The following is a 13,974-nucleotide window of genomic DNA, read 5'->3' on the forward strand; positions in this document are numbered from 1 at the left end:
TCGAGGTTCAGACCGCGCCGCGTTCGACTTTCTCGACTCCCGTGGCGAACGCGAGGAACGTGGCGGTCAGCGTCAACACCACGGCACCTGCGGCAGCGAGTTCGTGGGCCGGAGCGACGTGCTGGACGACGCCATCGACGATTGGTTCGGCCGGGATGAGCGTGTGGTGTGGCGTTCCGACGAGTGGGACGAAGTAATCGACGAGGTCGTTGAACCCGTACCAGACGACGGCGACGAAGATGGCGACGGTCGGAAACTTCGCGTAGCGCTGGATGAGAAACGCCTCGACGACCATCGCGAGGTGGCTCCAGAAGAGGAAGTTGTACATCGCCCAGTGGAGGTACGAAAAGTCGCTCTTGAACGCGAGCAGAACGTACGGCGTCCACAGGCCGAGTTTGAGACAGCCGAAGAACGCGAGCGCGTTGAGATACTCGTTCGAGCGGCCGAGTTTCCACAGGGCGAGCGAGAGGGCGATAAAGAGCGTCGCGACGGGACTGTCGGGGACGAACGGCCACATCACGAGCGGTTCGATACTGAACTGGAAGCCGTAGTACCAAAAGCCGAACGCGGTGCCGACGAGGTTGATGACGACGACCACCCACGCGACGTTGAGGCCGAAGTTCTCCAGCCACTCGGGGAGCGGACTCAGCCAGCGGGGGAGCTCCGTCGTCGCGGGGAGACTATCGTCACCAAAGAGTCGTCTGGGGTCGTCGAGTAGTCGGCGCAATCGCGTCACCGCGTCCATACCCACGCGAAAGTATGGGGGAGGGAAAGCGATACCGGTCTCCCCCATGAGAGGGAGTGCCGGATGCGAACGACTGCCGTCCGGAAAGGACTGCTTAAGTGTACCCAGTCGCAAGCCCTCGATATGCCTGAGGAGACCGACCTCGCGGAACTCCGACGTGGGACCGAACTGGTCAAGCGTGGGTTCGCGCAGATGCAGAAAGGCGGCGTCATCATGGACGTCGTCAACGCAGAACAAGCGAAGATTGCAGAGGAAGCAGGCGCAGTCGCCGTCATGTCGCTGGAGGCGGTCCCCGCGGACATCCGCAAGCGCGGTGGTGTCTCTCGGATGGCCGACCCCGAACTGGTCAAAGAGATTATCGACGCCGTCTCCATCCCGGTGATGGGGAAGGCCCGTATCGGCCACTACACCGAAGCCCAGATTCTCGAATCAGTCGGCGTCGACATGGTGGACGAGAGTGAGGTGCTCACTCCAGCGGACAACGAGTACCACATCGACAAACGAGAGTTCACCGCTCCGTTCGTCTGCGGCGCACGGAACCTCCCCGAGGCCCTCCGCCGCATCAACGAGGGTGCCGCGATGATTCGCACGAAAGGTGAGGCTGGCACGGGCGACGTGAACCAGGCAGTCACCCACCAGCGCACCATCAAAAACCAGATTCGCACGCTCACCGGACTGAACTTCGACGAACGCGAGAAGTGGGCACGCGAGCACGAAGCACCCGCCGAACTCGTCCACGAGACGGCGGAGATGGGCCGACTCCCCGTCGTCAACTTCGCTGCCGGTGGTATCGCGACGCCCGCCGACGCCGCGCTCATGATGTACCACGAGTGCGACGGTATCTTCGTCGGGTCCGGTATCTTCGGTGCCGAAGACCCGGAGAAGATGGGCAAGGCAATCGTCGAGGCAGTCAACAACTGGGACGACCCGGACAAACTCGCAGAAATCGCCTCCGGCATCGGCAAGGGCATGAAAGGCGAAGCGAACGTCGACATGCCGGAAGAGAAGAAGATGCAGGGCCGCGGCGTCTAAGCCCACGCCTTCGACTCCGTCTCGGTTCTACGCTCTGTTATTCTCTCTTGCTCACCGGTGAGCGCTCCGCTCGCCGCTCTGTCTCGAAAAAGTGTGCCGCTTCGGTGGGTTTAGACGTGTTGCCGCTTCGGTGGGTGTCGACGCGGGTGGTGGACCGCGTGTGGGAGCGGTCGAACGGTGGTGGGTCAGCGGTAGGTCGGCGGTGGTGGGTCAGCGGTAGGTCGGCGGTGGTGGGCCGACAGTGGTGGACCGACCGCGACCTGTGGTGTGATTACGCCAGCAGACCTTTCTTCTTCTTCTTTTTCGCGTCCGCTTCGTCTTCGGCGTCGTCTTCGTCTCCGAGGAGGACCGTCACCGGGCCGTCGAAGTTGAGCATCAGCGTCTGCGTCAGGTCACGGGTGAGGAGTTTGCCGGCAGGCGACCGACGGCGACCAGAGACGAACAGGTGGTCGCACGCTTCCCACTGCGCCGTCTCCAGGACGGTGTCGACTTTCGGTCCGATGTCGGCGACGATGCGGAAATCGACGTCGAGTCCGTCGAACGCCTCTCGGGCGAGCGTCTTGGCGTCGCGTGTCGCCGATTCGAGCGCCTGGTCGAGTCCGTAGACGACGTCAGACGACCCCACGCTCGCGAGGGCCGAACGCGTCCGCTCGAACTCGTCTTCGGGCAGGATGGTCAGGACGATGAGTTCCGCTCCGCTCCCGGCGGCGAATTCGCCGGCCTCACGAAGGATTCGATGCGACTGCTCGTCCGGTGTCACGACGACGAGTGCTCGGTTCATGTTTCGAACTTATCGCGTGTGTGAGAAAAGTCTTCTCGGAATCGTGATAACACGGACCGTGAGGATTCGTTACGAAGCTTCAAACGTGCGAAATCCGGGCTTCTGGAGGTGTGGTAACTGTTCTCAACAACGCTCAGAAATCGAATACTTCTGCGCCGCTGCCGACACGAGTCTTGTAGGCTCGAGCGGCCACGCCCGCGTCGTCGAAGGCTTCTATCATCGCGGCGGCGACGCGGGTTCGAGCGTGTGCTCCGCAGACAGCGAGCACCGCCGGTCCGGCCCCGGAGACGGTGACACCGTCCGCACCTGCGGCGAGTGCGGCGCTTCGAACGTCGTCGTACCCGGTGATGAGTTTCGCTCGCGCTGGCGTGACGATTCGCTCGTCCATTCCGGCCCCGACGAGTTTCGGGTCGCGGCGGCACATCCCGACCGAGAGCGTCGCCGCGCGACCGACGGTGTGGACGAGTTCTTCCATGCTCGCCGTCTCCGGGACGACTCGACGGGCGTCGCGCGTCGAGACGGCGATTTCGGGGAGACAGGCGACGAGCGGGATATCCGCGTCGATGGTGGTGACTCGTTCGGGGGTCGCGACGGTGAAGCCGCCGAGAAGCGCGGGGGCGACGTTGTCGGCGTGGGCCTCGCCAGAGACGACTGCTTCACCCTCTGCGGCGATTGGGACGAGTTCTTCTCGGGAGAGCCCGCGGTCGTACAGTTCGTTCAGTGCGAGTGCGGCGCCCGCGGAACTCGCGGCCGACGACCCGAGACCGGACGACGGGCGGACGCCCTTGTCGATGCGGATGTGTGCCGGTGCGTCGAGCGCCTCCGCGACGGCACCGACGACGTTCCGGCCGGGGTCTGTCGGGATGTACTGACTGCCGACACCAGTCACTTCGATTGTTGTGCGGTCCGCTCGTTCGACGTGAACGACGTCTGCCGGGCGGTCGAGAGCCACACCGAAAACGTCGAACCCACTTCCGAGATTGGCGCTCGTCGCGGGTGCGCGGACCGTAACCATGCCCCGCAGTTGCCCTATCGCAGATAAAAATGTGGCGAACGTCGAAGCAGACGGGGGTCAGTTCCCCGAACTGTCTGTCCGTTCTTCGACCGCCCCCGTTTCGACATCGGTGAACTCGAACCGAGCACCGCCGGACGACGACGACGTCAGTGTGACCGTCCACCCGTGTGCGTCGGCCACCGACTTGACGATTGGAAGACCGAACCCGGTTCCGTCTTCGTGCGTCGTGTAGCCGCGTTCGAACACGTCTTCGGACTCCGATTCAGGGATTCCGGGGCCATCGTCTTCGACGTAGAAGCCGCCGGTGATGGGGCCGACGACGACGGAGACGGCGTCGTCAGACGAATCGTGAGTTTCTGTGGTGCCATGCTCGACGGCGTCGTCAGGCCTTGCCTGACTGCCTGCCGAACCGTGCTCGACCGAGTTCCGAAACAGGTTCTCGAACAGTTGGCGAAGGCGGCCTCTATCTGCGTCGACCGTCTGGTCGATTCGAGCGTCGAACGTCGCCTCCCCGACGGCGACGCTGTCCCACGCCTCGGACGCGACGGTGGAGAGTGCGACGGGAGAGCGGTCGGTGAGCGTCTCTCCCTGTCGGGCCAGCGTGAGCAGGTCATCGATAATCGTCTCCATCCGGTCGTGGGCGTCCTCGACGCGGGTGAAGTAGTCGTCGTCGTTCGTCTCTCGTGCGAGTTCGAGATATCCTCGGGCCACCGTCAGCGGATTTCGCAGGTCGTGAGAGACGACCGAGGCGAACTCTTCGAGGCGGTCGTTCTGTCGCTCGAGTCGTCGCTCGCGTTCCTTTCGTTCGGTGATGTCACGGACCAAGACGAGCGTCCCGGACGTCGCCGTGTCGTCACCGAGCGGAGTCGTGTTCACCAGCAGGTCTCTGTCGTCACCGCCGATAGTCACCGACACCTCAGCGTTCGGAGCGTCGTCGATGGCCGCCACGAGTTCGGGTTTGAGGACGGATTCGACGGGTCGGCCGTAGGAATCGACGAGTGACCGGTCGAGAACCGACTCGCTGGACGGGTTTGCGTCGAGGACGAGACGTTCGTCGTCGAGGACGATAGCCGCCCCTTGCATCGACTCCACGGCCGACTCCCACGCGATGGGGACGACGGTGAACAACCGATGTCGGAAGACGCTCCACGCGACGGCACTCGCGGTGAGAGCGAAGGCCAACGCCGGGAGATTCAATCCGGGGACAGGACTCGCACCGGCGACGTAGACGAGACCACCGACCGCGGGGGCGAGTCCGCCGACGAGCAATCCGACGGTCTGTTTCCGGTAGATTCCGTCGGCGTGAGAGAGCGTCCGAACGAGGACGGCGAGTGCGACGACGACGAGGATGTACGCGTAGACGACGAACCCGACGAACGCGATGCCGTGGTCGTTGACGAGGACGACGTAGCCGTCGTGTTCGGTGAGCAATAGGCCGTCCCAGATGAGATTGTGCCACCGGTTCGTGAACACGAGTCCGACGGTGACGACGGGCACCGTTCCAAGTGCCGCCCACGCCTCTCGTGGCAGTGAATCGAGGCCAGCGTGGCGAAGCACGTACGCCAGCCAGAGCAGCGGGAGCGGTGCGACTCCGAGATAGGCGAGTTGATTCAACAGAACCTTCGCCGCGAAGTCCGTCCGTGAGAGTTCGAGCGCGTACAGTCCCATCCAGAATCCCGACGCCAACAACAGGAGGGCGCCGAGCGTCGCTCCGGGGACGAGTCGGCGCTCTGTCTGGCGCCGGAGTAAGTAGACGGCGAGAATCACGAAGAGGCCCGCACCGACTCCGAGCGGAATCGTGTAGGGTGTGACCTGCCAGTGGGGCGCACCGTGCATGGAAGGAGTGGGGAGAGGGGGGTTAAAATTCTCACCGTCGGCGTCCGAGACAGAGCAATCAGAAAGGACTTTCCGACGCCCAGCGAACCCCGGTCTATGATAGGCATCGTCGGCGGCGGCATCGCGGGCCTCGCCGCGGCGCACCGACTCCGGAAACGGGGTCACGACGTTCGAGTCTTCGAGGCGTCCGACTCACTGGGCGGCCTCGCAGCAACGTACGAGACGAGCGGTGACGACATCGAGAAATACTACCACCATCTCTCGAAGTCCGAAGAGACCATCGTCGAACTGGCCGAGGAACTCGGCCTCGGAGACGACTTGGAGTGGCGTATCGGCAAGAACGCCTACTACGTCGACGGCGTCGTCCACCCGCTGGACACGGCGTGGCAGATTGCGGCGTATCCGCACATGAGCCTCTACGACAAGTTCCGACTCGGTATGCTCACCCTCGGAATCGACGTCCGTGGTGGGATTCCCGATTTCGACGCCTACGAAGAACTCGCGGAGTACGAACACACGCCAATCGAGGAGTTCGTGGTCGAACACACCTCACGGGGCGTCTACGACAACTTCGTGGACCCGCTGCTCGACGGCAAGTTCGGCGAGCGAAAACACGACGTGTCGGCGGCGTGGTTCCTCGGGCGAGTCCGGTTCCGCGGCGAGCGTGACCTGCTTCGCGGCGAACTCCTCGGCTACTTCGACGGCGGATTCGCACCGCTCATCGACGCACTCGTGGACGCTGTCGGCCGCGAGAACATCCAGACTGGGTCTCGTGTGACCGCACTCGACACCGACGGTGACGGTGAGGAAGTCGAGACAATCACCGTCGAGACAGCAGACGAAACCGAAGTCTACGACGTCGATTCGGTCGTCGTCGCGGCGATGCCGAACGTCCTCGAAGACCTGACTGGGTTCGAGTGCGACATCGACTTCCAGGGAGCAGTCTGTGGCCTCGCGACGATGTCCGAGTCGCTGATGGACACCTACTGGCTCAACATCGCGCACGACGCACCGTTTGGCTCTCTCATCGAGCACACGAACTTCGTCCCGCCCGAGAAGTACGGCGGCGACCACCTGCTCTACGTGGCGAGTTACGTCCAAGGCCCGGAAGAAGACCTCTGGCAGCTGAGCGACGAGGAAGTCGAAGACGTGTGGTTCGACGAAATCGAGGACATGTTCCCCGACTTCGACCGCTCGGTCGTCGAGGAGTTCAAAATCGCCCGCAACCCGCGCGCTGGCCCCGTCTACGAACGCGGCTATCTCGACCTCGTGGTCCCCTACGACCTCGCCGACGACGTCGCCGATGGCGTCTACTACGCTGGGATGGCTTCGGAAGCACAGTACCCAGAACGCTCCCTCAACGGCGGTATCGTCGCGGGCTACGAAGTCGCCGACCGCATCGACGACACACTCTGAACCGAGCGGCGAGCGCCGAACTCTCCCTCGGTTCTCCCACGCGATTCTCCACTCCGTTCTCTCCCTCGATTCTCTGCTGCTATGTGACCGTCAGTCACGCTTTCCGGCAATCGACTTCGTATCCGTAACCCCTTTTGGCACCACTGACTGACCAGTCAGTTAGTGAGCGCAGACACCGACAACTCGGTCCCCGCCGAGGTCCACGACGAGTTGATGCAGGCGACGTATCGGGCGTTGTGCGCCGAAGGGTACGCCGACCTGACGATGCAGCAAATCGCCGACGAGGCAGGCAAGAGCAAGTCGCTCCTCCACTACCACTACGGGACGAAACGCGAGTTACTCGTCTCGTTTCTCGCCTACCTACTCCAGCGGTTCGAAGAGAAAGTCGACGCAACCGAAGGTGACGCTCCCGACGAGCGCCTCCGGTTCCTCCTCGACAAGATGTGCCCCAGTGCAGACGGTGACGACGAGTACGACCGCTTCGGCCTCGCACTGACGGAACTCCGGGTTCAGGCCCCTCACGACGAGGCGTACCGCGAGCAGGTCGCACGCAACGAGATTGCCATCCGAGAGCGCTTTGCGGATATCATCCGTGACGGCATCGACGACGGAACGTTCCGAGCGGTCGACCCCGAGCGGACGGCGTCGCTTCTGTTTGCCGCGCTCGACGGGGCGCGACTCCAGCGCGTCGTCGTTTCCCCGACGAACGATGACGACTCGCCGGGGGCAGCACACGACGTTCCCACCGACGTTCGTGCCGCGCTCGAAACGTTCGTCGTCTCCGACCTCCTCGCTGACGACGGTGCCACGACAGAAGGTGCCGAATGAGCGCCCGCGACGTCGAACTCACCGAGGGCGATATGCTCAAACCGCTGTTGACGCTCTCGGTTCCAATCGTCCTCTCACAGCTCATGCAGGTCGGCTACAACCTCGCCGACACCTTCTGGGTGGGTCGCGTCGGTGAAGCGGCAGTCTCCGCGTTGTCCTTTTCGTGGCCGCTGGTCTTCCTCATGATCTCCATCGGGATGGGGTTCACCGTCGCCGGAACCGTCCTCGTCGCCCAGAACAAGGGCGCGGGCAACCACGACAGGGTCGACCACGTCGCCGGCCAGACCATCGCGTTCGTCACGCTCCTGTCGATATTCTTCTCGGCCGTGGGCTACCTCCTCGCGCCGGTGATGTTGCCGCTCATCGGGACGACACCGGGCACAGAAGTCCACAATCTCGCCGTCGAGTACACGCGAACCATCTTCCTCGGCGTCTACTTCATGTTCGGCTTCTTCATCTTCCAGGCGCTCTTGCGTGGGTGGGGCGACACCCGCACGCCGATGTTCCTCATGGCGTTCGGTGTGGCCATCAACGTCGTCATCGACCCGTTTCTCATCCTCGGGTTCGACACGAACCCAGTATTCGGACTGCTCGGTCTGGACGCCCTCCAGTCGCAACTCTTTGCCGCGACTGGGTTCACCGGATTCGGCGTACAGGGTGCTGCTATCGCGACGGTGTTCGCCCGCGGTATCGGCGCACTCGCCGGGTTTTTCTTGCTGTTTTCGGGACGGGTCGGTATCCAACTCTCACTGCGTGACCTCGTGTTGAAAGCGGAGACGGTGCGGAAAATCGTCAAAATCGGCGCACCGACGAGCGTCGAACAGTCGACTCGTGCGCTCGGCGTGACTGCGCTGACGGCCCTCGTCGCCTTCGCCGGGGCCAAAACGGTCGGTGTGGACACCTCTGCGGCAGTCGCAGCGTTCGGTATCGGAATCCGTCTCAACTCGCTCGTCTTCCTGCCGGCGATTGGACTCCAACAAGGTATCGAGACGGTGGTCGGTCAGAACCTCGGCGCAGAGAAACCCGACCGCGCAGAACGTGGCGTCCACCTCGGCGCTGGTCTCATCACTGGCGCGTTGGTCTTCGTCTCTGCGGGGGCGTACTTCTTCGCAGAACCGATATTCTCGGTGTTCATCCCCGGCGAACCGAACGTCATCGCAATCGGTGTGGACTTCTTGCGAATCGTCGCACCGACGTACATCTTCCTCGGCATCTTCCGGGTCGTCTCCGGCGGATTCCGCGGCAGTGGCTCGACGCGGACGGCCATGATATTCACCCTCCTCTCGCTGTGGGTGTTCCGCATCCCGCCCGCCTACCTCCTCGTCGAGTACGGCGGGATGGGCGTGTCGGGCGTCTGGTGGGCAATCGCACTGTCGAGTGTGATATCGGCGGTTCTGGCCTACGCGTGGTTCCTGCGCGGAACGTGGAAAGACAACGTCGTCGACTCACCGCGGATGGCCGCGGCGGACGATTGAAAAAGAACGGAACGACGGCGTCAGGCCGTCTCTTCGTCGACGTCCTGTAGACCGGGGGCCGCGTTCAAGTCGACGTCCTCCGGTTCTTCTGTGCCCCCGACACCGACTTCACCACTCTCGTCTTCGACGTAGACGTCGTCGGCGAAGCCACCCTCTGCGTGTGGGTGTTCTGGGTCGTCCAACTTCTCCATCGTCGCGGGCGCGTCGGGAATCTCGATAGTCCGGAACTCACCCAGCGGATTCGCGATGTCGATGTCGTAGCGCTCGAAGAACTCCTCGTAGCGCTCGTAGTGTGTTTCGAGTTCGTCCGTCGGGAACTCCATCATCTCGGTCCACCCGTGATTGTAGAAGTCGAAGTTGGCCTGGATGTGCGTTATCTCGCGGGCCTCCGCTTCCGGGAATCCAGCGTCGAGGGCGGCCAGATACGTGTCGAACGTACACTCGAAGAACGCCGCCATGTGGGCTTCGCGCTCTTCGCGGTGGTCGGGGTCCGCGCGTTCGCCGAAGATACGAACGTGGAGGTCCACCATCTTCTCGGTCGCGATGTCGCCGATGACCGGCATGGTAAGCGCCTTCTTCGTCGCAAAGTGGCGGATGTTCTGACGAATCTTCATTCAGTCGCCCGCTTAGGGTCGAATATACGTAAAGACCACGCCCATGGAGGGTATCGAACGACATCTCACGACCAACTATCGCCGTTTCCATTTCACGGGCCGATTCATCGTCGTGTACACGTGTGCCTCGTGTGAGGGTCAGACGGTTGGGGTCGTCTCGCTCGACGAGTCGCTGCCCACACGGTCGGCCCACGCGCCAAAATGTCGACGGGTTTGCATAAATTCGGTACGGTAAGCCGGCTTACAAAAATATCATTCTGCTTACCCTTTTACGGTCTTGGGTCGTCTCACTAGGTAAGGAGAACGACGATGACTCACGACAACGAACTCGGACTTCCAGACCCACGAGACCAGCACCCCAGTGGGATTGTAACGCTCGCAGACACGGTATTCGTCGCACTGGCGACGATAGTTGGGGTTCTCGCGGCGGCACTCGCAGCGACGTTGGTGGCCCCACTCGCGCCGGGCCTCGGCCTCGTGACGCTCTTCGTCGGGTGGCCACTCGGACTCGTCCTCGCGGTGTTCGTGCTTCGAACTGGGGCCGGGGCACTCGTCCGAAGCGGCATCCCTGCGTCCGTCCGGACTGTCATCCGACGGGGTCGAACCCCCAAACGCGTCGTTCCAGACGGTGGAACCCCCGACGAAACGGCGTCTCGCTGCTAGAAACTGACCGTTCGCCCCGAATCGCCCTCTCTTCTCGCTATCCTTTCGGCTGTAAACAATCATGAGAGAGATAGCAATCCACATTAACCCCGAATACAAACCACGGGTTATGAGTCAATCGTACGTGATCGTCGGCGACGGCATCGCGGGGGCCTCAGCGGCCGAGACACTCCGCGAGGAGGAACCCGATGCCGACATCACAATCATCACGGACGAGGGTGAACCCCTATACAATCGCATTCTGATCAAAGAATTCGCCAAGGGCAAACTTCCCGCGGCACCCATCTCGATCCACGAAGAATCGTGGTACGACGACCGGGATATCGACCTCGTTCTGAACACGCTCGTCACGAACATCGACCCTGAAGGGCACACGGTCACCGCCCACGACGGGACCGAATACGAGTACGACAAACTTCTCCTCGCCATCGGTGGCACCCCGACGCAACTCCCCGTCGAGAACTCCGACGCCGAGGGAATCCACCACTTCTGGACGTTCCAGGACGCTCGCGACATCAAAGAGCACATCGAACAGGCCGACAACTCCGTCGTCATCGGGGCCGGTCTCCTCGGTATCGACCTCGCGGCAATCACCGCCGCACAGGACGTCGAAGGCAAGTACCTCATGCGCGGCAAGGCCTGGTGGCGCTACGCGCTCTCGCAAGACGGTGCAGAGATTATCCACAACGCGCTCCGCGAGCGCAACGTCGAACCCGTCTTCGACTCCGGTGTCGACCACTTCGAGATGGACGACGACGGCGTCGTCACGGCCGCAATCGACCCCAACGGCGACCGCTACCCCGCCGACTTCGTCGGCATCGCTATCGGCCTGAACTTCAACACCGAAATCGTCGAAGGCACCGATATCGAGTGCGACACCGGCATCCACGTGGACGAGTACATGCGCACGAACCACGACGACATCTTCGCGGCCGGTGACATCACCGAGTTCCACGACGTCATCCTCGGCGAGCGCGCACAGAACGGTGCGTGGGGCTCTGCCAAAGAACAGGGAACCATCGCGGCCAAGAACATGGTCGACTACGGCAGCGAGGAGTTCCGCTGGGTCTCGTCGTACTCCATCACGCACTTCGACTTCCCGTTCCTCTCGTTCGGTCACCCGACGCTCGGCGACGACAGCGTCGAAGCGAAGTACTCCGACACCGAGTGGCGGCGGCTCGCCATCAAGGACGGCAAAATCGTCGGCGGCGTCCTCATCGGCGACCTCTCGCCGCAGACGAAGTACAAGAAACTCATGCGCGAGCAGGTCGACGTCAGTGGTCAGCTAGACACCCTCGTGAAGCAGGACTTCCAACTCGAAGACCTCGAAGGCGCGGCCGCCGAGCAGTAATCGGCTCCCTCCGACGCAGATTTTTGGCGACGGGAGACACGAGAGACACACCCCTCTGAGCCGACGTCGCCTCTTTGCTGACAGCTTTTCCCCCGACGTCCCCAGTCTCAGCGCTGCCGACGCTCACGACTCGTGTGTTTCCTATCTAGTCATTTTAGCATTTTAGGCTGTGTTAACGTACCACAAACATTTATACTCTAGAAGGACATGTGTTACCACATGTCATCGAAGGATGGACGGCCAGCACCGGCGACGGAGTTCAAAGCGTCTCCTGCCGTCGTGCCAATCACGGACGTACCACCGGGTGCTCGAGTTCGGCATTTCGACGAACTGAGCGACCGAACACAACACGCACTCGCAACCGCCGCACCGTCGGGTCGCCTCGACATCGACCCGGCGACCACGAGGCTCTCTCGTGGAGACGTGGTCGTGTTTACAGAGTACGTCCGTATCCAGTAACCCCTTCGTCGAGCCGCTGGCGCTCGACTGAGATTTCTCGTCGTCTCGATTTGGTACTCACCTCGTACGGTTCTCACCGTCCGGAGAGGACCGAAGTGGTTTTCCACGCCTCGCCGCCTATCGCCGGACATGGCAGCAGGTGGCGGACAAGGGACGATGACGCTCGCGTTCGAACTAGAGGCACTCAAGCGACTCGCAGAGCCGAGTGCGGCGTTCGCGGACGCGCGGACGTGGACGAAGTACGTCGGCGTCGTGAGTGAAAAGCCCACGTACGTCGTGACCAACTTCACCCGAAAAGAACGCATCCGTCAGGACTTCTTCTCGGGGCCGCGCGGTGTCAAAGAGAGCCTCGAAAACGTGATGGGACAGTTCGACACCGACAGACACGTCTTCGTCGGTACGACCGACGAAGACCGTTCGCTCGCCGAGCAGACCGACTGGGAGTACCTCCCCGTCGAAGAGGCGGCAGCGGCGGCCGAGTGGCCACTCGCCGGCGACGACGAACCTGTCGAAGACCCGTTCGAAGACGATAGCCGGGACGACTGGCCGTAGCCGGGACGACTGACCGTAGCCGAGACGACTGGCCGTAGCCGGGACGACTGGCCGTAGCCGGGACGACTGGCTTAGTCGAGACGACTGACCGTAGCCGGGACGACTGGCCGTAGCCGGGACGACTGGCTTAGTCGAGACGACTGGCCCTAGTCGGGGCAACTGGGCGTCTTCCGCCGATTTTGTTCGTCTATCGAAAGCACTAATCAGCAACAGCACTTCTCTTTCGCTGATGAGTCACCAGTTGCCTGACGTACAGGCCTCTCAACCGGACGTGACCGTCGGGTTGAGCCAGGTCGGCGTCACAGGCGTCGAGAAGCTCGTCAAGATCGCCCGTGACGGAAAGCGTCCACTCGTCTTGATGGCGGAGTTCGAAGTCTTCGTCGACCTCCCGAGTGGCCGAAAGGGCATCGACATGAGCCGAAACATGCAGGTCATCGACGAGGTGCTCGAAGCGGCCGTCTCCGAACCCGCTTACCGAGTCGAGGACATGTGTGGAGACGCCGCCGAGCGCCTCCTCGCAAAACACGAATACACCACGACAGCCGAGGTTCGGATGACCGCCGAACTCGTCGTGCGTGAAGATACGCCCGCCAGTGGACTGTCTACCCAGAGTACCGCACAGATTATCGCGAGTGCGACGGCGACCGAAGACGGAACCCGTGAGGAAATCGGGGCCGAAGTCGTCGGGATGACGGTCTGTCCCTGCTCGCAAGGGATGTCGGCGTCCCGCGCCCGAGACGTCCTCGGGGACCTCGCTGTCGACGACGACACCATCGAGGAGTTCCTCGACAAGGTTCCCCAACCCGGACACTCACAGCGCGGCCACGCCACGCTCACCGTCGAGACAGAAGGGTCGCCCGACGTGGACTTGATGGACCTCATAGACATCGCCCGCGACTCGATGTCCGCACGCATCTACAACCTCGCAAAGCGTCCAGACGAAGACCATATGACGTACCACGCCCACGCGAACGCGAAGTTCGTCGAAGACTGCGTTCGCTCGATGGCGGAGATGGCGGTCGACGAACTCGACCACCTCCCCGACGACGCCGTGGTCCACATGAAGCAGTCGAACGACGAGTCGATTCACCAGCACAACGCTCACGCAGAGCGTGCAGTGACGCTGGGGCAACTCCGAGGCGAACTCGACGCCTAGCGCGGTATCTACCGGGGTAGCCACCCGTTTCGTCGGGTGGCGACGAAAACT

14 protein-coding genes are annotated in these 13,974 nt (G+C 62.5%); 9 read left to right on the top strand and 5 right to left on the bottom strand.

What is annotated here, in order from left to right; translation table 11 throughout:
• Nucleotides 1–7: 7 nt before the first annotated feature.
• Nucleotides 8–745 (bottom strand): DUF1405 domain-containing protein, encoded by a 738-nt coding sequence (locus GJR99_RS12805; protein ID WP_151112759.1) that lies wholly within the window; start codon nucleotides 743–745, stop codon nucleotides 8–10.
• Nucleotides 746–868: 123 nt separating this feature from the next.
• Here GJR99_RS12805 and pdxS point away from each other — a divergent pair, with 123 nt between their 5' ends.
• Complete coding sequence (gene pdxS / locus GJR99_RS12810; RefSeq protein WP_151112761.1) at nucleotides 869–1,777, top strand: pyridoxal 5'-phosphate synthase lyase subunit PdxS; 909 nt, start codon at nucleotides 869–871, stop codon at nucleotides 1,775–1,777.
• Between the two features lie 271 nt (nucleotides 1,778–2,048).
• Here the strand turns inward: pdxS and GJR99_RS12815 are convergent, their stop codons facing one another.
• The 3 genes from GJR99_RS12815 to GJR99_RS12825 form a co-directional block, all read right to left on the bottom strand.
• The gene (locus GJR99_RS12815; protein ID WP_151112763.1) at nucleotides 2,049–2,558 is read right to left on the bottom strand and encodes a universal stress protein; all 510 of its coding nucleotides are present in this window, start codon (nucleotides 2,556–2,558) and stop codon (nucleotides 2,049–2,051) included.
• A 133-nt stretch (nucleotides 2,559–2,691) separates the two neighbouring features.
• Nucleotides 2,692–3,573 (bottom strand): homoserine kinase, encoded by an 882-nt coding sequence (locus GJR99_RS12820; protein WP_151112765.1) that lies wholly within the window; start codon nucleotides 3,571–3,573, stop codon nucleotides 2,692–2,694.
• A 57-nt stretch (nucleotides 3,574–3,630) separates the two neighbouring features.
• Nucleotides 3,631–5,409, bottom strand: coding sequence for a sensor histidine kinase (locus GJR99_RS12825; protein ID WP_151112767.1), 1,779 nt, complete (start codon nucleotides 5,407–5,409; stop codon nucleotides 3,631–3,633).
• Nucleotides 5,410–5,505: 96 nt separating this feature from the next.
• Here GJR99_RS12825 and GJR99_RS12830 point away from each other — a divergent pair, with 96 nt between their 5' ends.
• The 3 genes from GJR99_RS12830 (at nucleotide 5,506) to GJR99_RS12840 (ending at nucleotide 9,128) form a co-directional block, all read left to right on the top strand.
• Nucleotides 5,506–6,825 carry an NAD(P)/FAD-dependent oxidoreductase gene (locus GJR99_RS12830; protein ID WP_151112769.1) on the top strand — a complete coding sequence of 440 codons (1,320 nt, stop codon included), beginning with the start codon at nucleotides 5,506–5,508 and terminating at the stop codon, nucleotides 6,823–6,825.
• Between the two features lie 162 nt (nucleotides 6,826–6,987).
• Nucleotides 6,988–7,653, top strand: coding sequence for a TetR/AcrR family transcriptional regulator (locus tag GJR99_RS12835; protein WP_191967124.1), 666 nt, complete (start codon nucleotides 6,988–6,990; stop codon nucleotides 7,651–7,653).
• Nucleotides 7,650–9,128: an MATE family efflux transporter gene (locus GJR99_RS12840; RefSeq protein ID WP_151112771.1), complete on the top strand. Its 1,479-nt coding sequence runs from the start codon at nucleotides 7,650–7,652 to the stop codon at nucleotides 9,126–9,128. The genes GJR99_RS12835 and GJR99_RS12840 overlap by 4 nt, the downstream gene beginning before the upstream one ends.
• Before the next feature lie 20 nt (nucleotides 9,129–9,148).
• Here the strand turns inward: GJR99_RS12840 and GJR99_RS12845 are convergent, their stop codons facing one another.
• Nucleotides 9,149–9,742: a DUF6149 family protein gene (locus GJR99_RS12845; RefSeq protein WP_151112773.1), complete on the bottom strand. Its 594-nt coding sequence runs from the start codon at nucleotides 9,740–9,742 to the stop codon at nucleotides 9,149–9,151.
• Between the two features lie 309 nt (nucleotides 9,743–10,051).
• Here GJR99_RS12845 and GJR99_RS12850 point away from each other — a divergent pair, with 309 nt between their 5' ends.
• The 5 genes from GJR99_RS12850 to mptA all read left to right on the top strand — a co-directional run bounded on the left by GJR99_RS12850 (nucleotide 10,052) and on the right by mptA (nucleotide 13,923).
• Nucleotides 10,052–10,405 carry a hypothetical protein gene (locus GJR99_RS12850; protein ID WP_151112775.1) on the top strand — a complete coding sequence of 118 codons (354 nt, stop codon included), beginning with the start codon at nucleotides 10,052–10,054 and terminating at the stop codon, nucleotides 10,403–10,405.
• 109 nt (nucleotides 10,406–10,514) lie between these two features.
• Nucleotides 10,515–11,756, top strand: coding sequence for an NAD(P)/FAD-dependent oxidoreductase (locus GJR99_RS12855; protein ID WP_151112777.1), 1,242 nt, complete (start codon nucleotides 10,515–10,517; stop codon nucleotides 11,754–11,756).
• A 219-nt stretch (nucleotides 11,757–11,975) separates the two neighbouring features.
• Nucleotides 11,976–12,215 carry a hypothetical protein gene (locus tag GJR99_RS12860; RefSeq protein ID WP_154325995.1) on the top strand — a complete coding sequence of 80 codons (240 nt, stop codon included), beginning with the start codon at nucleotides 11,976–11,978 and terminating at the stop codon, nucleotides 12,213–12,215.
• 156 nt (nucleotides 12,216–12,371) lie between these two features.
• Entirely contained in the window at nucleotides 12,372–12,767 is a 396-nt protein-coding gene (locus tag GJR99_RS12865; protein ID WP_191967152.1) for a DUF7124 domain-containing protein, read from the top strand.
• Between the two features lie 229 nt (nucleotides 12,768–12,996).
• Complete coding sequence (gene mptA, locus GJR99_RS12870; protein ID WP_151112781.1) at nucleotides 12,997–13,923, top strand: GTP cyclohydrolase MptA; 927 nt, start codon at nucleotides 12,997–12,999, stop codon at nucleotides 13,921–13,923.
• The last annotated feature ends 51 nt before the right edge of the window (nucleotides 13,924–13,974 follow it).

It is taken from the genome of Haloferax marinum (assembly GCF_009674625.1).
Lineage (GTDB): Archaea > Halobacteriota > Halobacteria > Halobacteriales > Haloferacaceae > Haloferax > Haloferax marinum.

Bases quoted from the DNA above. Each gene is read 5' to 3' on its own strand.
- GJR99_RS12805 (WP_151112759.1), bottom strand. From the start codon at position 745: ATGGACGCGGTGACGCGATTGCGCCGACTACTCGACGACCCCAGACGA.
- pdxS (WP_151112761.1), top strand. From the start codon at position 869: ATGCCTGAGGAGACCGACCTCGCGGAACTCCGACGTGGGACCGAACTG.
- GJR99_RS12815 (WP_151112763.1), bottom strand. From the start codon at position 2,558: ATGAACCGAGCACTCGTCGTCGTGACACCGGACGAGCAGTCGCATCGA.
- GJR99_RS12820 (WP_151112765.1), bottom strand. From the start codon at position 3,573: ATGGTTACGGTCCGCGCACCCGCGACGAGCGCCAATCTCGGAAGTGGG.
- GJR99_RS12825 (WP_151112767.1), bottom strand. From the start codon at position 5,409: ATGCACGGTGCGCCCCACTGGCAGGTCACACCCTACACGATTCCGCTC.
- GJR99_RS12830 (WP_151112769.1), top strand. From the start codon at position 5,506: ATGATAGGCATCGTCGGCGGCGGCATCGCGGGCCTCGCCGCGGCGCAC.
- GJR99_RS12840 (WP_151112771.1), top strand. From the start codon at position 7,650: ATGAGCGCCCGCGACGTCGAACTCACCGAGGGCGATATGCTCAAACCG.
- GJR99_RS12845 (WP_151112773.1), bottom strand. From the start codon at position 9,742: ATGAAGATTCGTCAGAACATCCGCCACTTTGCGACGAAGAAGGCGCTT.
- GJR99_RS12850 (WP_151112775.1), top strand. From the start codon at position 10,052: ATGACTCACGACAACGAACTCGGACTTCCAGACCCACGAGACCAGCAC.
- GJR99_RS12855 (WP_151112777.1), top strand. From the start codon at position 10,515: ATGAGTCAATCGTACGTGATCGTCGGCGACGGCATCGCGGGGGCCTCA.
- GJR99_RS12860 (WP_154325995.1), top strand. From the start codon at position 11,976: ATGTCATCGAAGGATGGACGGCCAGCACCGGCGACGGAGTTCAAAGCG.
- GJR99_RS12865 (WP_191967152.1), top strand. From the start codon at position 12,372: ATGACGCTCGCGTTCGAACTAGAGGCACTCAAGCGACTCGCAGAGCCG.
- mptA (WP_151112781.1), top strand. From the start codon at position 12,997: ATGAGTCACCAGTTGCCTGACGTACAGGCCTCTCAACCGGACGTGACC.